The sequence below is a fragment of the Clostridium sp. C105KSO13 genome (assembly GCF_001517425.1).
Lineage (GTDB): Bacteria > Bacillota > Clostridia > Lachnospirales > Lachnospiraceae > Muricomes.
Genome location: NZ_FBWL01000158.1, coordinates 62,818 through 84,752, shown reverse-complemented (window position 1 = coordinate 84,752; position 21,935 = coordinate 62,818). Strand labels below are relative to the sequence as shown.

At 41.9% G+C, this 21,935-nt stretch carries 17 protein-coding genes; 1 reads left to right on the top strand and 16 read right to left on the bottom strand.

The window, feature by feature from the left end:
• Positions 1–302: 302 nt before the first annotated feature.
• Positions 303–1,370: a glycosyltransferase family 2 protein gene (locus tag BN3456_RS06075; protein ID WP_089983252.1), complete on the top strand. Its 1,068-nt coding sequence runs from the start codon at positions 303–305 to the stop codon at positions 1,368–1,370.
• Between the two features lie 44 nt (positions 1,371–1,414).
• Here BN3456_RS06075 and BN3456_RS06070 read toward each other — a convergent pair whose 3' ends face one another.
• The 16 genes from BN3456_RS06070 to BN3456_RS05995 form a co-directional block, all read right to left on the bottom strand.
• Complete coding sequence (locus BN3456_RS06070; protein ID WP_089983251.1) at positions 1,415–2,506, bottom strand: NAD-dependent epimerase/dehydratase family protein; 1,092 nt, start codon at positions 2,504–2,506, stop codon at positions 1,415–1,417.
• A 9-nt stretch (positions 2,507–2,515) separates the two neighbouring features.
• Positions 2,516–3,700: a nucleotide sugar dehydrogenase gene (locus BN3456_RS06065; RefSeq protein WP_089983250.1), complete on the bottom strand. Its 1,185-nt coding sequence runs from the start codon at positions 3,698–3,700 to the stop codon at positions 2,516–2,518.
• 13 nt (positions 3,701–3,713) lie between these two features.
• Complete coding sequence (locus BN3456_RS06060; RefSeq protein ID WP_176699114.1) at positions 3,714–5,171, bottom strand: oligosaccharide flippase family protein; 1,458 nt, start codon at positions 5,169–5,171, stop codon at positions 3,714–3,716.
• A gap of 22 nt (positions 5,172–5,193) precedes the next feature.
• Positions 5,194–6,045, bottom strand: coding sequence for a LicD family protein (locus tag BN3456_RS06055; protein ID WP_089983248.1), 852 nt, complete (start codon positions 6,043–6,045; stop codon positions 5,194–5,196).
• An 18-nt stretch (positions 6,046–6,063) separates the two neighbouring features.
• Positions 6,064–6,780, bottom strand: a complete 717-nt coding sequence (gene ispD, locus BN3456_RS06050; RefSeq protein ID WP_089983247.1) for a 2-C-methyl-D-erythritol 4-phosphate cytidylyltransferase — start codon at positions 6,778–6,780, stop codon at positions 6,064–6,066.
• A 228-nt stretch (positions 6,781–7,008) separates the two neighbouring features.
• On the bottom strand, positions 7,009–8,634 hold the full coding sequence (locus BN3456_RS06045; protein ID WP_089983246.1) for a glycoside hydrolase family 25 protein: 1,626 nt from the start codon (positions 8,632–8,634) through the stop codon (positions 7,009–7,011).
• 35 nt (positions 8,635–8,669) lie between these two features.
• Positions 8,670–11,033 (bottom strand): N-acetylglucosaminidase, encoded by a 2,364-nt coding sequence (locus tag BN3456_RS06040; protein WP_089983245.1) that lies wholly within the window; start codon positions 11,031–11,033, stop codon positions 8,670–8,672.
• A 78-nt stretch (positions 11,034–11,111) separates the two neighbouring features.
• Positions 11,112–13,775, bottom strand: a complete 2,664-nt coding sequence (locus BN3456_RS06035) for a BNR repeat-containing protein (RefSeq protein ID WP_176699112.1) — start codon at positions 13,773–13,775, stop codon at positions 11,112–11,114.
• A 306-nt stretch (positions 13,776–14,081) separates the two neighbouring features.
• On the bottom strand, positions 14,082–14,996 hold the full coding sequence (locus tag BN3456_RS06030; RefSeq protein WP_089983243.1) for a nucleotidyltransferase family protein: 915 nt from the start codon (positions 14,994–14,996) through the stop codon (positions 14,082–14,084).
• Positions 14,997–15,000: 4 nt separating this feature from the next.
• Positions 15,001–15,276 (bottom strand): HPr family phosphocarrier protein, encoded by a 276-nt coding sequence (locus BN3456_RS06025; protein WP_089983242.1) that lies wholly within the window; start codon positions 15,274–15,276, stop codon positions 15,001–15,003.
• A 47-nt stretch (positions 15,277–15,323) separates the two neighbouring features.
• A complete protein-coding gene (locus tag BN3456_RS06020) occupies positions 15,324–16,613 on the bottom strand; it encodes a CdaR family protein (RefSeq protein WP_089983241.1) in 1,290 nt (429 codons plus the stop codon).
• Positions 16,600–17,472, bottom strand: coding sequence for a diadenylate cyclase CdaA (gene cdaA, locus BN3456_RS06015; RefSeq protein ID WP_089983240.1), 873 nt, complete (start codon positions 17,470–17,472; stop codon positions 16,600–16,602). The genes BN3456_RS06020 and cdaA overlap by 14 nt, the downstream gene beginning before the upstream one ends.
• Before the next feature lie 52 nt (positions 17,473–17,524).
• The gene (locus tag BN3456_RS06010) at positions 17,525–18,586 is read right to left on the bottom strand and encodes a hypothetical protein (RefSeq protein ID WP_089983239.1); all 1,062 of its coding nucleotides are present in this window, start codon (positions 18,584–18,586) and stop codon (positions 17,525–17,527) included.
• A 4-nt stretch (positions 18,587–18,590) separates the two neighbouring features.
• Positions 18,591–18,986, bottom strand: coding sequence for a hypothetical protein (locus BN3456_RS06005; RefSeq protein ID WP_089983255.1), 396 nt, complete (start codon positions 18,984–18,986; stop codon positions 18,591–18,593).
• A 56-nt stretch (positions 18,987–19,042) separates the two neighbouring features.
• The gene (locus BN3456_RS06000) at positions 19,043–19,618 is read right to left on the bottom strand and encodes a ComF family protein (RefSeq protein WP_347457884.1); all 576 of its coding nucleotides are present in this window, start codon (positions 19,616–19,618) and stop codon (positions 19,043–19,045) included.
• Between the two features lie 104 nt (positions 19,619–19,722).
• On the bottom strand, positions 19,723–21,933 hold the full coding sequence (locus tag BN3456_RS05995; protein WP_089983237.1) for an SF1B family DNA helicase RecD2: 2,211 nt from the start codon (positions 21,931–21,933) through the stop codon (positions 19,723–19,725).
• Between the last annotated feature and the right edge of the window lie 2 nt (positions 21,934–21,935).

Genomic DNA, 21,935 nt, shown 5'->3' with positions numbered 1-21,935 from the left:
TTTTCGTTTCAGTGCATAGGTATTTGATGTATAATTAGCCATAGGGAATCTCCTTCTTTTTTGTTTAGTAAGATTTTTCTTTGATAGCTTAATTTTACATCAAAAAGGAATCAGATTCCTTATATTTGGGGCATTTTTTGAAAGTTGTTTATAAAGACATGGTTTAATTCAGGTCTATGTGGATAAAACTGCGGAAACTCAAGTAGACTTTTGTCTTGACAACTGTACCAGTATAGCCGATAATAAGAAACAGTTCATATAGAAACGCTTAAAAATCGGAAAAATTTGGGATAGGAGAGAATATGGATTTAATAAAAATAAGTATAATAGTCCCTGTATATAATGCTGGTATTTATTTCAAGCAATGTATCAATAGCATATTAGATCAGACTTATACAAATTATGAGCTTATTTTGATTGATGATGGATCCAATGACGGTTCAAGAGAAAAGTGCTTATTTTATGCTGAGAATAATAATAAAGTAAAAGTATTGCTTCAAAACCGCAAAGGCGTATCAGCTGCCAGGAATAAGGGAATAAGTAATGCCATTGGTGATTATTTAATGTTTATGGATAATGATGATTTTTATAAAAGTAATGATGTATTCTTCAATGTAGTTAACTGTTTATCTCAAACCCATCCAGATGTACTTATATTTGGAAGAATTAATTTCTGGGAAAATGGAGAAAATTCAGAAAAAGCCGGCTCAGTAAATAGAAATATAATTAATACTTCTTCAAAAGCTGAAGCCTTAAAATATTGTATTGAAACAGATATTTTAACTCGTGCAGTCTGGACAAAAGCAATTAAACGCCAATTAGTAATTGATTGCAATATTCTTTTCCCTGAAGGCAAACGTAATGAGGACACCTATTTTACAGGTAAGCTTATACAATATGCTAATACCTTTGACTGGTGTGATTCAGCTACATATATGTACCGAAAGGGTACCGGAAAATCACAGTCCGATCAGAAAGTGTCTTATCAAATAGTCAAAGATTTAAAAGATGTATGTATTGAGTTCATAACAAATATTAAGGAATCAAATGAATCAAATGAATTAAAAGAAGCATATTATTCCTATATTGCTTATCCATATGCTGTTTTAATGATGTTTTCTGGTGAAATAAAAGATAATAGAATCAAGCAGGATGCTATGGACATAAAAAAATATGCTTTTGTATTAAATTATGATATAAATCCTTATGTGAAGGTAATTAAAAAACTTTATAAATTGTTAGGATTTTCATTCACAATCAAAGCCTTAAATCTATATGATTTCATTAAAAAACATAAGAAACGAAATCTCTTCTTAAGGACAGTAGCAATACTTGCAAAAAAATTTACAACAAGAAAAACAACTAAATAATGGTGCAAAGCAGCAAACCTCGTTTCCCATTTTGCACCATCTTGTTACTTAATATGTATTGTCATATCATAAATCATCCGCTCATACATCTCCTGCAGATCAACCTCCGGCTGCCAGCCTAATGCCCGCATTTTTTCACCACTTAGTTTCAGTTTCACTGCCGGAGCATAGCCAAATGTCTGAGCCGATTCTGGTATCTCGAACCTGACTTTGATCTTTCCTCCGCTGATTTTCTCTGCCACCAGCTGAGCCATCTCTCGTATCTGCATGTGAGTATTTTCGTTTACGATGTTATAAGATTCACCCTTTTCTCCCTTATATCCCAAAAGAAGCAACGCCTTCACAACATCTCTGATGTAACAATAGTTTCCATCTGATGTGCCGTCTGTATGCAGTATGATATCTTCTTCGTGAATTGCACTTCTGGCGAACTGAACATATACCCTGTTATCATTGGGCAGTACTCCGGCACCAAAGGTCTGGGCCAGTCTTGCTGTCTTCACAGGTATATTGTACTCCGAGGCATAGGCCGTACATAAGCATTCGCAAATTCGTTTTCCTTCCGAATAGCCGCTTCTCACATTACTGATATCTATATACCCAAGATTATCCTCCGTCACATACTTAAGATCTGCTTCCGGCCTTCCGTATACCTCCATAGAAGACAAATATACCAGCCCGCTGACTCTTTTTTCCCTGGCGAATTCCAATATATTCCGGGTTCCCTGATAAGCGGTTTCTATCGTACAGGTGGGGTGCTCCACCATAGTTTTGGACGCAGTTACACTTGCCGTATGAAAAATATAGTCCACTTTACCTTTGTATTCCAGGGGCTCTGTAATATCACGGATATAAAGTTCCATATCCGCTCTCTGTATTAATTTTCCATATATCCTTTCAGCCTTTTCCCGGTTTCTGACAGCTGCAACCAAGTGAATATTTAGATTCTTCTTCCGGTTACAGCAGAGAAGGCTTCTTATAATTGAAGAGCCAAGCAGACCAGTCGCCCCTGTTACAAATACAGTGGTATTTATGTACCTGTCAAAATCAATGCCGCTGTCTGCAATCATTTCCAGATCTTCCTGCTGTTTTGAATTCTCTTTACACTCAGTTGATAACGCTGTGCTTTCTGTCATCCTGTCCTCCTAATCCCGATAAAATATATCCCTTGTATATACTTTTTCTTTCACATCATTCAGTACTTTGTCATAGCGGTTGGCAATAATTACATCTGCCTGATTTTTAAATTCCTGCAGATCATTTATTACCTCTGAATGATAAAACTCTTTTTCCTGTATTGTAGGTTCATGCACAATTACCCGGACGCCTTCTCCTTTTAGTCTCTTCATCACGCCTTGAATCGAAGAATGTCTGAAGTTATCCGAATTTGCTTTCATAGTCAAACGGTACACACCTACCGTCCGAGGATTTCTTTTTAATATCTGAGTTGAAATAAAATCTTTCCGCGTACGGTTGGCCTCTACAATGGCTGTCATAATGTCATTCGGCACATCATTATAGTTTGCAAGTAGCTGTTTTGTATCTTTGGGCAGACAGTAGCCCCCATATCCAAAGGAAGGATTATTATAATGATTCCCGATACGGGGATCTAAACCTATTCCCTCAATAATCTGTCTTGTGTCCAGTCCTTTTGTCTCTGCATAAGTGTCCAGTTCATTGAAATATGCAACTCTCAGCGCCAGATACGTATTTGCAAACAGTTTTATTGCCTCCGCTTCCGTTGTATCTGTAATTAAAACTGCAATTTTTTCTTTTATTGCTCCCTCTTCCAGAAGTTCGGCAAATTCCTGGGCCTTTTTATGAAGCTCTATATTCCCTTTTGGTGCTCCCACCACAATTCTGGAGGGATATAGATTGTCATAAAGAGCCTGTCCTTCTCTTAAAAATTCTGGTGAGAATAAAAAATTATGTCTGCCGTATTTATCAAGCATTCTTTCTGTATACCCCACGGGAACCGTTGATTTAATCACAATAACGGCCTCTGCATTCGCTGAAAGCACCTGTTCAATCACCGTTTCCACAGAAGAAGTGTCAAAATAATTCTTATCTGGATCATAATTTGTTGGCGTGGCGATAATCACATAATCCGCCGCCTGTAATTCTCCATCCAGAGTACTGCCCGCTCTAAGATTTAATTTTCTATGTTCCAGATATTCTTCTATCTCCTTGTCCTGAAGAGGAGATTTACGTTCATTAATTAAATTTGCCCTTTCCTCTGAAATATCATATGCATATACTTCATGGTTCTGTGATAATAATACTGCATTTGACAATCCCACATACCCAATACCTGCCACTACAATTTTCAACTTCTACTCCTCCTTAATGGCGCAATACCCTGACTTTATCTAATATTTTATTCTTGTATTCCTGTAAATACGGATCCCTTATCAACATCAAGATTACAAAGTACCCACATATACAGACCACTAACGTAATAAAAAGACGTGGCAACAGTCCTGTTACCAGCATATCTATACACCAGCGCACAGCGAAGAACCAGATACTCGCTGCCAGATAAACTGGAAGCCGTTTATACAGTGCCTTCACTTTCAATATATGCCCCGCATAATGGGTCAGTATCAAAAATACAATTATTTCCGCACATAATGTTGCGACAGACGCTCCATTTACCCCTGCCACAGGAATCAGTAGTGCATTTGCCGCCAGATTAAAGACTGCCCCTGCAGCTGTGGATATAAGCACCTCTTTGTCTTTCTGGTAAGGTGTACACACCTGATATGCTAAAACTCTGTTTACCGCACCAATCACCACTCTGACAGACAAAATCTTTGCCGCCAGACTACCAGACATAAACTCCTTGCCACTGAACAGATAGATGAGAATATCGCTGGTACATATCATCCCGATTGCAGCAGGTATAGATATCATAAGAAGTACATCCATGGATGCCTTCATCAGTTTTTCATATTCCTTTTTCAGTCCGTTGCCTATATAATATGAAACCCTCGGAAGAATCGTAGCTGATATAGTACCAATCAAGGTGCTGATTACCAGATTGATTTTTACTGCAGCAGTGTAGATTCCTACTGCTGAATCCCCCTGCATAGCCCCTAGCATTGTTGTATCCATTGTGGAGTAAATACTGGATGCAAGACTTGTCCCGAAAATAAGAAAAATTGGTTTTAAGTGCTTCCGGTATTCAAGAGAATACTTTCTTCTCCAGTCTACAAATTTTCTGGAGTGCCACAGGTTCAGTATGGCTGACCCACCGGAAGAAATCACTGTAAGTGCCGCATACCAGTAATAGTCGTCTTTACTTTTCACAAGAAGAAATAGTAATACAAGGGAAACTAATTGAAATACAATAGCACGCTTCGTAATATATGCATATTCTTCCTTAATAATAAAGAGCCATTCCGTACCTATGGTGGTAAATACAATTCCTGCACTAAATATGACCAGTAGCTTCTTGTACCCCTGCAGCACTGGCAGATTCAGAAAAACAAGCAGAAGCCCATAAGAAATCAGTGTGGTACACAAGTTGATATTTAATATTTCTTTTGCAAACTTATTAAATTTTTCTTTGTCATCCCGTATCCTGGCGCCTTCCCTCACAGCATAGGTGCTGATTCCCAGGGACGCAATAAGCATAAAATAAGAAATAATTGAACTGGCATAGTTCACCTTCCCAATGCCAACGGTCCCTAAGATCCTGGAAGCATACGGAAAAGTAATGAGTGGAAAAAGAACACTCATTAACGTCTTTATCCCATTTGCGATAAGATTAACGGTAATTGACTTTTGTTTTTGTTGCATGTTCATATCTCCAAATGAGCTTTTACTGCTCTTCTCCAAAATCAATCAAGTAAGGTCTGTGATTGATACGCTTGTCTTCGGGGGGGAGCTGCATATAATCACCAAAAATTCTGGTCAGAAGCTCATCTGTGTTTTTAGGCACCTTTACAGTAAAATCCATAAAAGGCATCTCCTTTAAAGGATACACATCATTCTTTCTCATGGCATTGACCCAGGGTTTAGGAGTCTCAAAAGCCGCATAATATTCTGTATGTCTGTTATTGTATCTCTGTGAAACCTTCTGGAACCTTCTGTACACTTTTATTGGAGTAATATGCAATACCCTTAAGCAAAGACGGGCCAGACTGCAGATCAACTCTGCCGCCTTTTTTTTCGCACCTGTATAAGGGATAAAAGGAGTTCCTTTTCCGCTTAAATACAACAGACGCCCCAGGAACCAGGTCATAAAGTACTGATACTTTCTTGCTATATACCCATCCGCCAGATGATCATATACAAAAATATCGATATTAATCCCCGGTGTATAGTCACAGTCCTTCACATCCCTTGAGATAAACTTCGTTCCCTTTTTCTGAAAATGTGTCACTGTACAGGCGTAATTCTTGTTTGTCTCGCAGGTAAGAAGCTCATACCTGTCCCCTAGTTCTTTTGCCGCAGCTCTTTTAAAACGCGGCAGATCTTCACGGAAAATCCCGATATCAATATCGTCGTCCCAAGGAATGAACCCCTGGTGGCGCACCACCCCCAGAGCACTTCCAAAAATAATAAACGTATCTATCCTGTGTCTGTCACATAAGGCAAGTACATCTTTTAATATGCCTGCCTGAGTCTTCTGAACCTTTTCCAGCGTCTCTTTATCATAAAATTCTTCCATAATTACCAGCCTTCGCCTTTATCCAAAAATCTGTGAATTTTCCTCTGCTTCCACAATCGCACGGAATGTATAAAAATCAGAGGGTGTAGTTATCTTTATATTGTCCGGCTTTCCTGTCACGGGATATAAAGTATATCCTGCTTCTGACATCATTGTGGCAGAGTCAATCATATTATCAATGCCTGCTGCTCTCGCCTTATCATGTGCATTCATCAGATTCTGATATATAAAGCTCTGAGGGGCCCGTACCACACGGCATTTATTTCTGTCAACGCTCTCCACAATCTGCTCATTTTCATCCACCAGCATCACCGTCTCGATTGCCGGTACAACTGTAACAGCGCATCCCTTTTCTTTTGCCGTTTTGATATTATCCGAAATGAGCTCTGCATCTATGAGCGGCCTGACACCATCGTGAACCAGCACGATTGAATCATCTGCAATGTCTCCGCGCATGGCATTGAGGCCGTTATATATGGACTCCTGTCCTGTACTGCCTCCGGTCGAAATCCATTTTGCCTTTTTTATGCGATAGCGATCCAACAAGTTTTTCAAATAGTCTATCCATTCTGCAATGCAGACAACAGAAATTCCATCTATATCAGGATGATTCTCAAAATGTTCCAGTGTATATATTATGATTTCTTTTCCATGTAGCTTGAGGAACTGTTTCGGACATGTTTTTGTATTCATTCTCGTACCAGTTCCTCCTGCAAATATCACTGCATAGTTCATCAATCTATCTCCTTTATATGGTTAAAAATCATCTTTCACATTCGTAAAGTATAACACTATTTCCAGAGTCCCGCAACCGGCGAATTATCAATATAGATTACTGTCTTTGGCCAATAATTTTAAGTTTGCTTCAGTACCTTTTCGCAAAATTTGCACTCTTAAATTTCTTGTTATACACCAAAAGGCTGCTCAGCGGAGAGCAGCCTTTGGTGTACTATTATACAATTCCTATTTCTTCCATTTTCCTACATAAGTAATGTCATCTTTATGGCCATATAGTACAATCTTATCTGCGCCCCCACTAGTAATGCTATTTTTGATATAGTAGGCATTCCCTCTTCTGACACAAATTGTATCTATATTGTCTCCATCCCAGTCTCCTACAAGGACTTGATCGGATATGTATCCGTAAGGCACAATGCTATCTGCCACTCCGGGAGCAAAGCTATTTTTAATATGGTAGACATTTCCACGGCGTACACAGAGGGTATCTGTTCCGTTTCCGTCCCAGTCTCCCGACAGTACGGTATCGTTTGATTTTCCATAATTCACAACCATATCTGCCTCCCCGGGAGTAAAACTATTTTTAAAATGATATGCATTTCCGCGGCGCACACAGAGAGTGTCTACTCCATCTCCATTCCAGTCTCCTACCAGCACTGAATCTGCAGCCTTTCCGTAAGAAACAACAATATCTGCCTCGCCAGACGAAAGACTGTTTTTAAAATAATACGTATTTCCACGGCGCACACAGAGAGTATCTACCCCATCTCCGTCCCAGTCACCAACCAGAATTTCATCCGACGAATAACCATACGGAACAACCAAATCCGCCTCTCCGTCACCCAGAGTATATTTGATATAATATTTGTTTCCTCTTCTTACAGCCAGAGTAGTTTCTGTAGAGATACCGCCGTTCTCTGTTCCCATGTCTGCATTCATCAGAAAATTAAAATCTACGTTCTCATTTATTCCCGAAACGCGGCCGGAGGATGTGCACTGCCACAAGTCATATGCCCCAGTATACTCACAGATTATATTATACTGCGCTACCCATTTTGACCAGGAATTGTTTTTAAATACCGAATCTGTGAGATAATTATTCCACCAGTCTAAATTCGCATAAATCCCCACATCATATCCTGCTGCGGCAATTTTATCACAGAAAGCTTTTGCCATAATTCCTTTCATAGCAGCACTTGTGCCAATCGTACAGGCATCCTCCATGTCGAAGTACACCGGATAGGACAGCTTGCGCCCGTTAATTAGTCTAAGTACATGTTCTGCTTCGCACTCTGCCATACTTTTATTCGTTGCGTATGAATAAATGTAAACTCCGTAAGGAATGCCAAGACTCTCACAGGCAGATACATTGGCCTTCCAATATTTGTCATCTTGGTATGTGTAATTATTTCCATATCCACAGCGAATTATGGCATAATTAATTCCATCAGCCTTCACCTTTGCCCAGTCAATCGCCCCCTGGTGTTCACTGACATCAATCCCTTTCTTCACCGCCCCCACAATTTCCTCACCAATACTGTTCACATAAACTCCGTTAACCTTATCCCATGCATTCGGATAGGATAATGTTCTTGCTCTTGGTTCCGGAGTGGAAATAGCTTCTCCCTGTTCATAGCGCCAACTGTTTTCCAGCTGTTCCGTTTGTTCCTGAAGATTTTCCTCTACTTCCGGGATAAGCTCCTCAGGAATTGTTGTCTCCTGTTCTTCCTCCTGTTCTTCCTCCTGTACTATCTCATCTGCTGCATAAACTTGATACTCCGTAAGTGAACCTCCTGCAAGCAGACTCACTGCAAGGATTCCTGCCATTACTTTTTTTATATTTCTTATCATACCATTTCTCCTTATAGCTCGATTATATACGAATTTTACTTTTTCCAGGTTCCCGCATAAGTGATATCGTTTGCCTTTCCATATAAAACTATAGCGTCTGCCTCTCCGACAGCAATACTGTTCTTAATGTGATAAGCGTTCCCCCGTCTCACGCACAAAGTATCTTTTCTATCTCCATTCCAATCTCCTGCCATAATCTGATCGTCAGCTTTCCCGTATATAATCTCAGCATCTGCCTCCCCATTTGACAGACTGTCTTTAAAGTAATAAGTCTTTCCTCTCCGCACACATAAGGTATCCATACCGTCTGCGTTCCAGTCTCCAACAAGAACATCATCATTTTTCCTGCCATATAACACTACATGGTCCGCCTTTCCTTCTGACAGACTGTTCTTAATATGGTACGCATTCCCACGGCGTACACACAGTGTATCCGTTCCGTCCCCGTTCCAGTCGCCTATGAGAACTTCATCCTCCGCTTTTCCATAACGCACAACAGAATCAGCTTCTCCAGGTGTCAGACTGTTTTTAAAGTAATACACATTTCCCCGGCGCACACAGAGTGAATCCACCCCGTCTCCGTCCCAGTCTCCGACATAGACTTCATCATTTTTATACCCATAATTTACCATCAGGTCAGACTCTCCGTCTGATAAAGTATATTTAAAATAATAAGCATTCCCTCTGCGCACCATCAGTGTGTCCCCGGTGCCCGTCCCCGGATTTGGTGATGGACTTACATTCCCGGATACAACTGTTAAATAATCCGCACTTGTGTAGGCATACATATTTGAAAAATTATACGCTCCGCTGGTACTGTTAATTGCTGTTCTACCAGCATTTAGCACAGGATCACTCTGAACCTTGTAAAAACCATTCTCCTTCCCTAAAATTAGGAACGAATAACCCGTCTGCCCGCCCGTCGTAAAGAAAGTGGTCGAAAGAGTGTTACTTCCTGCTCTGACATTCAAATCAGTATGGCTAGTACCACTGACATCCTTTATACCAATCGTATACTTGAATCTGTCCGTCGCTGCACTGTCCAGGCTCCACGCAATGTTGGCTGCCTTTTCACCCCAGTATGGATCAGAGGCATACTTCACATTAATTCCGCTTGCCTTGTTACCCAGAAAGCCACCATAATACACTCCGTTGTTTGGATTACAGTATCTTCTTGACATCCAGCCCTCCGCAAAGTTCTGGACACAGTTACTCGGTGAAGAAAAGGTGTCCGCATTACCTCCCGGATTGTTATCAACAGCATTTAATCCAAAGAGGTTATTTTTGCTCATTGCGATAGAACTTATACCCCAAGCGCTTTCATTGCCTGCTATTCCTGTCGCCAGAAGTGCGTTTATTCCATATGTATTCTGATTCGTAATCAGGCTGCTTCCCAGATTGAGCATTTTAGACTCTGCAATCGTTTGGGCCTGAATTTTGCTGTTTAACTGGGCATCTGTATAGGTCGTTTTGCTCCGCAATGGTAGGTATTGGAAATAGTTGTAATAGGGATTACTTGAATTTATGGAATTTTTTCTCGTTCCACTCCTGTAATCTGTCAACATAGCGGAATAACTTGTATAAAAATAGTGACCATCATAGCTATAGTATGTAGTTCCCGTTTTCATGTAAGACTGCTGTGGTCCGACATTTAACGTACTGGTCGCATCATCATCATTTAAATTTGTAGCAATATTATGTATGATGTTGGATCCATTTGCATAATAAGTACTGACTATAACGTTATTCATTTTTACAAGCTGAACATCTTTTTCAGAAACCTCTCCTATTACTCCGCTGATCATAAACCTGACTTTACCGCTAAATGTTCCCAAATAGGCAGCATCTGTCCCCATAGGTCCAAACACATATCCGGCTTCTCCAGTACCATATTCTGTGTAATTAACAGCTGTGTTGCTATCATATGCCTGGCCTTTCTGATTGGCCCGCAAATTTACAACTTTATCACCTAAAGTAATAGAGCGCGCCATCATGGGCGGTTCTTCTACCACCGGTGATTTATCATCCGTAATAAAAGTTATATTTCCTTCTTCGTCCATTACCTGAATTTCCACAGGAGTGACCTGTTCTTCAGTTTCTGGAGTCTCCCCCTCCGCTGCTAAAGCATTAGACTCACCCTCTGACGGCGGTGCCTCATCTTCTGCCGGTTCTTGTTCTTCTATTGGTGCATGTACTTCTTCCGGTACAGCCGTCTCTTCTTCGGCCGGGGCCTCCTGCGTGTCTGCAACAGCGTCATTCTCCTCCTGCCCCTGTACAGTTTCCCCTCCTTCTGTCTGAACTGTTTCCTGGTCCTCGGCAGAAACGCTTATTGCAGAAGAATAAAACATACCCGACGCCAGACAGATACTAAGCCCAATTGCTAACCATCTTTTTTTCATATACTCACCCTTATCGCTAGTACTCTAGTCCTTTCCATGATTTTCATCAATTTCCACAGTAATATGCTTCTATTTCCCCTATTCATTTAAAAATGAAGTGACATCGGTAACATAGATGTACTCTGTCTGACTTTTGTTTTCCCTCCCATCCGCTGCATAGTATTCTTTCTGCATGAAAATATTTATTTTTTTGCTCTGCTTCCACAGTGAAATATCGTAATTAGGTTCCCACTCCTCCAGACTTACACCTGTTACATCAATCAATTTCTCTGTTATGATTTCGGTACCATTCAGGCTTAATTTTGCGATGGATGCCTTTCCGCCTCTTTCATCATCTCTGAAGAGTACATAAATATCCGCCTCTTCTCCGGCACCATCCACTAAAATCTGAGGTCTTGCACAAGGAAGCTGTCTTGTACCTGTCCCGGATAAATCAAACCCAGTTTTTCGGATATCAGTGTTATAAATAATCCATTTTTCTCCTGTAAATCGAATGACGTTGTACTGTACTACATCATCAATTTTCCAATAGGAAATAATATATGGTCTGCCTTCATCGTCTGTCGTCATGGAAGTCTGGTTAATCAATGAACTGCCTTTTGGAATCTCACAAATAGGTTCCACCTTATCTTCTGTAATGGGAATTCTCAGAGATTCACCCTCATCGTCCACAAATTCACTACCGCTTGCATCTGTAGAAACTGCATAACACATATTATAATTGGTGGAGGCATCTCCTGTTTCTCTCCAGACCCAGGATATATGCAGACGTCCTACTTTGTCCACACATGCCTGCCAATAAGGAGAAATTTTCCCCTCACCTGAAATCAGGCTATTCTGCTCTCTCTGCCAGGTTCCCATTGCCACATTATATTTGTTCAAAACAAGATCCCCATTGCCTGAGCCCCCGTTTCTATACAAAAAGAACATGTCTCCGGAAGGCTGTACATAAAACTCTGGGTATGTGACTTTATCTTCCTGCATACCTATCATCTGGCCTGCTGCCATTGTCATTGCGCCGGAGGCAGTCGATTTTGCATACATTAAAGCGCCTGAATGCTGGCTCCAGGCCATGTGAAGATACCCGGCACCATCCACTGCCAGTGACACCGTATTGTGTGCATCTTCGATGTCTCCTTTAAAATCTGTCCACTGATAATTCCATTCACCCTCATTGACTCTTTCTGCCAATACAATCGTGCCGTCATAGGCATAAAATGCACAGTATTGAAGTTCGTTCCCCGCCCCGTCAACATAGGTCGTAATCGCATTTTTCCGAAATGCTGTTCCATTGATACTATTGCCTGCAAAGGCTTGTGGCAGCTGACTGTAAGCGAATCCCCGGGAGTTATTAAATGTCAGATTTTCGGCATTATTTGCCTGGACCTTAAACTGTGAGGTCCATACCCCTGCATAAGTGACATCGGCCGCTTTCCCGTAGAGGACAATGGAATCAGCCAGGCCACTCTGGATACTATTCTTTATATGGTATGCATTTCCTCGTCTCACACAGAGCGTATCAGTATAATTTCCATCCCAGTCTCCCGCCAGAACTTCGTCTCCTGCTTTCCCATAAATTATCACGGAATCCGCTGGGCCAGCAGATATACTGTTCTTAAAGTGATATTCTTTACCTCGTCTCACACAAAGAGTATCCCCCTTGTCTCCGTTCCAGTCTCCCACCAAAATCATATCTCCCGACTTGCCGTAATTCACGATAGAATCGGCCAGACCGGGCGATATACTATTTTTAAAGTGATATTCATTTCCACGCCTTACGCAGAGAGTATCTTTGCCATCTTTGTCCCAGTCTCCCACTAGAACTTTGTCTCCCGATTTCCCATAATTTATAACGACATCTGCTTTTCCGTCAGATATGCTGTTCTTAAAATGATACTCATTTCCCCGTCTTACACACAGTGTATCTCTGCCGTCCCCGTCCCAGTCTCCGACTAAGACTTCATCGCCTGTCCTGCCATATTTCACAACTTCATCTGCCTCACCGTTACTTAATGTGTTTTTGAAATAATATGTATTCCCTCTGCGGACGACCAGTGTATCGGCTTTTTTTTCAAACGCACAGGACAAAGTTCCTTTTTCAAATTTCTGGTAAACTCTTGAGTTTTCTATTCTCTGTTCCTCCACCGGAGCTCCAAGGCTTTCTGCCCCACCGGCGGAAATAAATGTATTTAAAATGGGAAGATGCACGCTGTAGGTTCCTCTGTCCGATGTAAAAATTATCAGATTTTTATACTCGCAAAAAGCTGTGTTTGTGTTTTGTATCTGTCCATGTTTCACTAGCGTCCCTATATTCAATTTCCCTTTGTTCTGCTTTATATATGAATCTATTTTATTTTTCAAATCAACTTTCATTTTACCAATTTTCATTCCAGAAGAAATGGAAGTAAACTGATCTTCATCACTGTCCTGAGTCTGGGGTGTAATTCCTCTGCCCATTCCCCAAATTACCTTTTCCTCCGAATCCCCTTCTTCTGTCTGCACAATAGCCTGCCCGGCATCCTGCGACTCATCCGGCATCAGCTGCTCATCCGGTGTCTGCTGCTCTTCCGGAGGCTGCTGCTCTTCCGGAGACTGCTGCTCTTGAGGAGCCTGTTGCTCTGAATCCTGCAGTTCTGTTCCTTGCTCCGGAATCTCTATGTCCCCTATGTCCTCTGCATAGCTCACATTAGAAACACTTAGCAGCATTGCCATCAGCAGGCCTGAAACCTTTTTCCATTTCATATATAAACTTGTCCCTTCTTTTTTTGGATACATATGTAAAACTGTCGTAAGATATATATTTATAATTTATTATATAATACTATCTTTGTCAAGCCTCTCCCTTTATATCAGCTGTTTCGCAGTAATATTATGTTATTTTTGTGTGATTTAACATTTTTGTAACATGTATAAACATCCATATTTACGAATATAAAAAGCTTTTATCCTCAAAATAAATTTTAGTCCACAGCTTTTCAAAAAGGTGGTAAAACACAAGAAGCATATGCACCCTACTTTTCGGATACATATGCTTCTCATCTCTTTACCTTAAAATAACTTTGCTGGATACACGCCTTCTTCAATCAGTCCTCTTACGGCTGAGACTACGGCATCTTTATCTTCCCTGTAAGTTACCCCAAACCATTTATCTTTTGATTTTAATACTCTGACCGACAGCTTGTCCTCTTCCAGCAGTTCCCCAATGATTGTCGGAAGCAGGTATTCAGCCTTTAAATCAGATTTTTCCAGGCGGGATAAAAATTCACAGAACCCTTTTTCCAATATTTGGAAGAATCTGGGTTCCAACCCCCACATATTCATGGAAACAGGTGATTCCAAGTCTATTTCCTGTCCACTGATTTCTTTTTTTGCGACAGCCTTTCCATCTATCTTTTCTATGCCATGTGTCTCTACTATCTGTGACAGCATTCCTTCGTCATCTACCCGGCAGACTCCGCGGGTCACCGCCCCGTTATCGCTCAATGTATTCTTCAGAACAAAGCTGATCATGCAGATTTCCATTCTGTCTTTTTGAGACTCCCCGGTCAGATATTCGTATCCTTCTTTAAAAGCCTGCTTTCCGTAGTAGTCATCCGCATTGATGACAAGAAATGGAGCGTCCACCACTTCTCTGCAGCAGAGTATTGCCTGCCCTGTCCCCCAAGGTTTTGTTCTGTCACGGAATGTTTCTTTGTATGTATCGGGTATATCGTCAATCTCCTGATATGCATAGTCCACATCTACAATCTTTTCGATGCGGTTTCCGATTACCTCTTTAAAATCTTTCTCCAAATCTTTCCTGATAACAAATACTACTTTGTCAAATCCTGCTTCCACAGCATCATAGATGGAATAATCCATGATGATTTCACCGTTTGGACCAACAGGCTCCAGCTGCTTGATGCCACCGCCGAACCTGCTGCCAATTCCTGCTGCCATAATTACCAATGTCGCTTTACTCATTTGTTTACTCCCCCAATCCATCTACTACAATGCGCACCATCTCCCCGAGGGCCGTTTCCTCATCCTCGCCCTCACATACAATGGTGATTTCATCACCACTCTTGATGCACGCTCCAAGAACGCTCAGAACGCTTTTTGCATTTGCAGTTATATCCTCCGTTTTTGACTTTTTTTCTATAGTAATTTTACTTTCATACTGCATAGCAGTCTTACAGAATAATCCTGCAGGCCGCAAGTGCAGCCCTGTAGGATTCTTAATCGTAACCTTCTCGCTAACCATACCTGAAATGTCTCCTCTTATAATTTATCTTCTGCCGCCATCGGGTTCTACTCTTGTTTCTTATCTTCACCCGTCTCATCCTTGGCTGACTCTTCCTTATTAGCCAAGGTTATTTTTACTTTTGGCTTTTCTACCAGATTAATGCTGGCTGCAGTTTCTATATCCACTGGCACCTCGTAACTTCCTGCCTTTGTATATTTCTCAAGATTTATAGAAACGGCATTCCTTATATCCAGGTTATTCAGAACTTCTTGTACCCCCCTGAACTGGAGTTCAATATCTGCATCTGAATCAAAAGAAACCTTTAATTTATCCTGCAGGTTATCCACACGGATAGCATACACCGAAAGTTCAATAGTGCGGGTTCCTTCCTCCTCTATAGATACTGTTACAACAATATTATTGGCAGTTTCATCCAAAAGTTCTATTTCCTCCGGCAGATAAGGCAGAATGTCGACTGTCTTCTCCATTTTTTCAGTTGCCCCAGTTACATCAAGTTCCGATGCCGGAATGTCCAGCTCATTAAATTCGGCAAGAGCTTCCGGTGTCCCGGACACTTGGATGTTATCCGGCTCACAGGTGATTCCGCTGACCAGATGCCCCTCCTGGGGAGTGCCGGAAGTGCTGAATTTAAGCGGCACGCTCTTCGTATTAAGCACCTGAATGTTTACAGTGATTCCTTCATCACCCAGATTATCTTTCAACTGAGTTTTGTCAAGAGGATTTCCGTTCTTGTCATAATACACCAATTCAGCCTTCTTTGTTGTAGTTTTTGACACACCGGACACATCCACTTTAGCAACAGCTTTATCTATGCTGTTAACAAGGGACTCCGCACCACGTACAGTAATTTTTACCGGATTTGTTGTCATTTCCCCTACAACATACCCATCTCTCGGAATTCCCGAAGCACTTACAGTCAATGGTATCACATTTTTTGTCTGTTCTTCTACTTTTACCCTCAAATTTCCGGGAGATGCTTCCGCGGAGTAATAACTTCCCTCATACCCGGGAATTGTTGCTTTGATAGGCACCAGCGATTCAAACTGCATCTCGGCCATATCAGCGGTTGCGACGATCTTATCAGCCTTCAGCTTAGATAACACAGAACGCTTAGCTTTTACAGAAACACTGACATTCTTTGTCTCATCCACAAATTTAAATGTTCTTCCTTTGTTTGTTATGACCTCCTTATTTTCCGGTGTCACGGGTATATTGCGATAAGTATAGGTTTCCACCGGATCATCAGCATTCACGACTACCAGCCACAGGAGAGCAGCAGAAAAGAGTGCCATTATTTTTAAGCCCAGGTTTTTCGTAAACTTATACTTTTTCATGTCCATGCCGTCCTTTCCATAAGTTTAACTTCTTAAGTTCTGAAGCTTTAAACTGGATCTGGCTTAGCCTTGTAGAAAGGTATTCCGGGGTAATTCCCCTTACCAGCTGCCCGCCCATGGCTACTGAGACCTGCCCGGTCTCTTCTGACACAACAATCGTCAGGGCATCACTAACCTCACTCATTCCGAGTGCGGCCCGGTGCCTGGTTCCAAGTTCTTTACTAATCTGCATGTTGTCTGAAAGAGGAAGATAGCATGTAGCCGATACGATTCTATCCCCCCGTACGATAATAGCCCCATCATGGAGAGGGGTATTGTGCTCAAATATATTCAGCAGAATTTGAGATGAGACTTTACAGTCCAGTTCAATTCCGGTGGCTTCATATTCTGTAAGCTGGGTAGCCTGTTCCACAACGATAAGCGCCCCTGTGCACACACTCCCCATATCGAAGCATGCCTTTACCAGAGCCTCCAGTGTAATATCGGAAAACCTGTGATTATCTCTGCTTCTGTCAAACGGATTGATATTGTTCAGCAGATTCTTTTCTCCCAGTTTTTCCAGTGCTCTCCGCAGTTCGGGCTGAAACACGACTACAGCTGCGGTGGCCAGTGCAGGTATCGATTCTCTGGCAAGAAATAGTATTGTATACATCCGCAATATGGCCGCCACCATAATAAAAGCTGCAAGAACAATCATTCCCTTTAGAAGCATCCATGCCTTTGTATTCTTTATCCAGAGCATAACACGGTATACGATAGCTGCTATAATGAGAATTTCTATAATATCGGTTAGGCGGACATCAGGAAAGTACATATCACTTACATAATTATCAAAAAAGCTTTTTATCCACTGTTCCATTTATGCACCTCCTGTTTGAATATTCTTAATTCTCAGACTAAATCGGGCAGCATTATTTGTCATCTGGTTTCCCCAGTCCAAGTTCTTTTGTGAGACTTCTTGTCAGCAAAATATCGTCTGCTGCCCTTGCATGATCTACCTCTTCTTCCCTGTCTTTTGCCTTTGGGTCAACAGGACTTACCCGGGGCTGACTTGCATTGATATGCTTTACACTGACCTCAGGTGCAGAGACTACAATCTTTGGAACAGCCTTTACATAATAATAGTATTCATCATCTTCAAAACGCATACGCTCCGTACTTGAATAATTCACTGAAAAAAAGAGAAATTCCAGAACCAGTCCTACAGCAAAAGCCAGCAGACCGCCAAGTACCATAGCACCGTAAGAAAGGTGAACATCCAGAGTTACATTTCCCACTGCCCCAATCACGATAGCGGCAATGCTTCCTGCCGCAGATCCAATCTTCCACGCATGATCCACAGATCTGGTACGGGCTGCATATACAATCAGAAGACTGACCGTAACTGCCAGAACCATGATCCACATTTCCTTATTTGCCAAAGACTGCTTTGTAAAAGCCATAAGGCTATCTGCCAGACCACTTGTACCTGCATCCTTTAATGCGGAAGCAGATATCTTCACGTAATGCAGTATATAATAAACAATCGTTCCCAATGCCGCCGGTACCACAAAGACCGGCGTTCCCAGAAGCCCAAATGCAACTGGTATCACAAAAGGAACCTTCAATGCAAATGCCACCGGAGTCAACAGAATGAGCCACGCCTTCCCGGGGGTAAATCTGAAATAAAAGATATACATAATGAGAAATATAGCTAAAGATACCAGTGCTATCGGTGCAGATAATGCATAGAAATGCAGTAGTATCAGAATGGTCGCCGCTACCACCATCACAATCAGCGGCAGAAATGCACATATGGCTGAAAGCCCTAAAGTACACAAAATCGATGAAGCAGTCTTCATAAATCCTATGTTGGAGTTAATAAGGCCAAACACACACAGGCCCAGAATAAATTGCAATGCTTTCACTATATATATGGAAAACCTCGCATAAATCTTCTGAAGTTGCTCTTTCCAGACAAGTAATGTACTCATATTCTTATTTTTTCTCCTTCACATACATCTTCCTCAACCGTGATAGATTCCGGTAATATCTTTTTACACGCTGCTTTGCCCGGCTGTGCTTCGAGTTATAGAAACTTCCCGCATAAACACAGTACACTACCAGCAATACAATATATATACCAACCGCAATTGCTACAATAATAATGAATTTCGCTATCGTCAGATTTTTCATCAGGGCGTCAACTTTGGCAAGCGCGATCAGCCCGGCCAGAAGAACATACCCGACAGTAACCCAGATAGCCGTAATGAGTGTATTCAGACTCGTATAATCTTTTTTATAATATCTGCTGATTTTCAGGTCTTCGGCTGCCTGAGACTTCTCGTACTTCGCCGTCTTTGCCATCAGTCTGATACGATTTTTATCTAACATTTCGTTCACCCAAAATATCCTTCCGTTCTAAACATTGTTTTTAGTATAGCATATACTCAGAGCCCTTGTCCAATGCTTACAGTCAAAAAATATACTTTTTCGGCACCCCCCAGTTTCAGCATGTGGGCCGCTTTTTTTATGGTGCTTCCGGTGGTATAAATGTCATCTATAATCAATACATTCTTCTTTACTCCATACTGCTTTGACACTGCAAAAGCCCCTTTCAGGTTTCTGCTTCTTTGTACATCATCCAGACTTTTCTGAGGCCGTGTATTTTGAATCCGGTACAGTGTTTGATTATGCACCGGAATGTCTACTATTTTCCCCAGTTCCTCAGCCAGTATCTGGGCTTGATTATACCCCCGCATTTTCTGTCTGGCAGGATGAAGAGGAACAGGGATAATTTCTTCGATTTTCCACCTGTGGATCTGTTCCCCAAATGACTTTGCCATCTCTTCGGCAAATATTCCGCCATAATATCTCTTGTTTTTATATTTAAAGCGGTATATCGCTGACGAGACAGGAACTCTATGTACCCAGAGACTCCGCCCCTGCTCATAGGGCGCATGGGAACGGGAACAATCCCTGCAAAATTCCTGTTCTTCTTTTCCCACAGGTTTTCCGCAGCGCATACATCTCGGCTCTTTTATATATATAACTTTCTTTCTGCAGGATCCACAGATTCCCTCCGCTGATATTTTTTTGCAAAATGGACAGACACTCGGGTAAAGAAGATTTAAAATTCCCGAATACGCTCTGCCAGACTTGTGTAACGGTTTTGCTCGTTTTTGTTTTGTATCATTTCCTGAAATGTTATATCACTCCCCACAATAGTCAGGCATTTTTTTGCACGTGTCACTGCTGTATAAAGCAAATTTCTGTTGTAAAGCATCCTCGGCCCCTGCAGTAAAGGTATAATAACAGCCGGATACTCACTGCCCTGAGACTTATGTACCGTGATAGCATAGGCCAGTTCCAGCTCATCCAGCAGCTCTAAGGGATACTTTACTTTCCTGTGTTCATCATATTCTACAATCACCGTATCCTCATAGGTGTTGATATCTGCTATTATTCCCATATCACCGTTAAAAATTCCCACGCCCTTGTCCACCGTGAGCCCATATCTGGTACTGATTTCCCACTCCAGCTGGTAGTTATTCTTAATCTGCATCACTTTATCTCCCACCCGGAAGATACGCTGTCCATGCTCCCTCTCCCTTTTTTCCGGTGCAGGAGGGTTTAAGTACTTCTGTAAAATTATGTTTAGACGTTCCACCCCCAGAAGGCCTTTTCGCGTAGGTGTCATGACCTGTATCTCATAAGGGGCTGCATCCACATATTTAGGAAGCTTCTTCTGTATCAATGTAAGCATTACACGAATGATAACGTTTGGGTCCTGACGCTTCAGGAAAAAGAAGTCCCTGCTCTTATTGTTCAGCTGCACCGGCTCTCCTGCATTAATTTTATGAGCATTGACCACAATGTCACTTTCTCCTGCCTGACGGAAAATTTTTGTCAGTGTCACAACCGGAAAGCGGCCGGATGCAATAATATCCTTTAAAACGCTGCCGGGTCCCACTGACGGCAGCTGATTCATATCGCCTACCAGTATCAGACGGGTTCCTTCCACCACTGCAGATAAAAGAGCGTGCATCAAAGGCAGATCCACCATAGACATCTCATCTATGATTAAAACATCTGTTTCCAGAGGGTTCTGCCGGTTTCTCATAAAACCGTTAACGTTTCCCTCTTCCTCCGGGTTGCCGCTTACCTCTAAAAGGCGGTGAATCGTTTGGGCCTCATACCCTGTCGTCTCTGTCATCCTCTTAGCCGCCCGCCCTGTGGGTGCAGCCAGAAGAATACTCATACCTTCGTTCTCGAAAAACTGTATCATGGTGTTAATTGTGGTGGTCTTTCCTGTCCCGGGACCGCCTGTCAGAACAAGAAATCCGTGCTTAATAGATGCAATCACAGCCTTGTGCTGCATCAGATCCAATCCGATCTGCTCCTTTTTTTCCACCTGATGCAGGCGTTTTTCCATCATATCCTCCGGCATGCTGCAGTCAATATTCAGATCGTGGAGCATTCTCGCCGTGTTCAGCTCCATATAATAATAATGAGAAGGGTAAACTCTGATTTCCCCTCCCACTTCTTTTTGAACCGTCTTTTTCTCAATACAAAGGTCCATCACATATTTTTCTATATCCTGAATTTCCACGCCGAGAAGACGTCCTGCTCTTGCCGTCAGAACCGGCCTGGGAAGATAAATATGCCCCTCTCCCACAGACTGCTGAAGGGTGTAAAAAATACCGCTTTGAATTCTAAAATCCGAGTCCATATGAATTCCTGCTTTAGCGGCAATTTCGTCCGCTGTCTTAAAGCCCACACCCTCTATATTGTCAGCCAGCTGATACGGGTTTTCTTCCAGAACCTGATATAATTTTGCACCGTAATATTTATAAATCTTAACCGCGAGGGTAGTGGAAATTCCATACTTCTGCAGATAGATCATTGCCTGGCGCATGTCCCTTTTTTCTTCCACCTGCTCTGCAATTTCCCTGGCTTTTCGTTCGCTGATTCCTTTTACTTCGGCAAGTCTCTCCGGCTCCTCTTCTATGATCCTAAACGTGTCCTTTTTAAATTTTCTCACAATCCGGTCCGCCAGGGCAGCTCCCACACCTTTTACCGCACCTGAACCCAGATAACGTTCAATGGAGATTAAATCCTCCGGTTCCTTCAGCTCATGGGAGCTGACCCGAAGCTGATTTCCGTAAATATTATGATTGACAAAATCACCGTGAAGCTCAAGCATCTCTCCCTCATTTATAAAATTAAAGTTACCGACACATGTCAGTTCCCCTTCTTTATTCTCCAGATTAAATACTGTATATCCATTTTCTTCATTGCGGAACACAATGTGTTCCACATATCCGGTAACTACTTCCACGA

Excerpts from the sequence above, each read along its gene's own strand:
- BN3456_RS06075 (WP_089983252.1), top strand. The coding sequence starts at position 303 with ATGGATTTAATAAAAATAAGTATAATAGTCCCTGTATATAATGCTGGT.
- BN3456_RS06025 (WP_089983242.1), bottom strand. The coding sequence starts at position 15,276 with ATGGTTAGCGAGAAGGTTACGATTAAGAATCCTACAGGGCTGCACTTG.
- BN3456_RS06000 (WP_347457884.1), bottom strand. The coding sequence starts at position 19,618 with ATGCGCTGCGGAAAACCTGTGGGAAAAGAAGAACAGGAATTTTGCAGG.
- ispD (WP_089983247.1), bottom strand. The coding sequence starts at position 6,780 with ATGAACTATGCAGTGATATTTGCAGGAGGAACTGGTACGAGAATGAAT.
- BN3456_RS06005 (WP_089983255.1), bottom strand. The coding sequence starts at position 18,986 with ATGTTAGATAAAAATCGTATCAGACTGATGGCAAAGACGGCGAAGTAC.
- BN3456_RS06070 (WP_089983251.1), bottom strand. The coding sequence starts at position 2,506 with ATGACAGAAAGCACAGCGTTATCAACTGAGTGTAAAGAGAATTCAAAA.
- BN3456_RS06035 (WP_176699112.1), bottom strand. The coding sequence starts at position 13,775 with ATGAAATGGAAAAAGGTTTCAGGCCTGCTGATGGCAATGCTGCTAAGT.
- BN3456_RS06010 (WP_089983239.1), bottom strand. The coding sequence starts at position 18,586 with ATGAGTACATTACTTGTCTGGAAAGAGCAACTTCAGAAGATTTATGCG.
- BN3456_RS06030 (WP_089983243.1), bottom strand. The coding sequence starts at position 14,996 with ATGAGTAAAGCGACATTGGTAATTATGGCAGCAGGAATTGGCAGCAGG.
- BN3456_RS06060 (WP_176699114.1), bottom strand. The coding sequence starts at position 5,171 with ATGCAACAAAAACAAAAGTCAATTACCGTTAATCTTATCGCAAATGGG.
- cdaA (WP_089983240.1), bottom strand. The coding sequence starts at position 17,472 with ATGGAACAGTGGATAAAAAGCTTTTTTGATAATTATGTAAGTGATATG.
- BN3456_RS06040 (WP_089983245.1), bottom strand. The coding sequence starts at position 11,033 with ATGAAAAAAAGATGGTTAGCAATTGGGCTTAGTATCTGTCTGGCGTCG.
- BN3456_RS06045 (WP_089983246.1), bottom strand. The coding sequence starts at position 8,634 with ATGATAAGAAATATAAAAAAAGTAATGGCAGGAATCCTTGCAGTGAGT.
- BN3456_RS06055 (WP_089983248.1), bottom strand. The coding sequence starts at position 6,045 with ATGGAAGAATTTTATGATAAAGAGACGCTGGAAAAGGTTCAGAAGACT.
- BN3456_RS06020 (WP_089983241.1), bottom strand. The coding sequence starts at position 16,613 with ATGAAAAAGTATAAGTTTACGAAAAACCTGGGCTTAAAAATAATGGCA.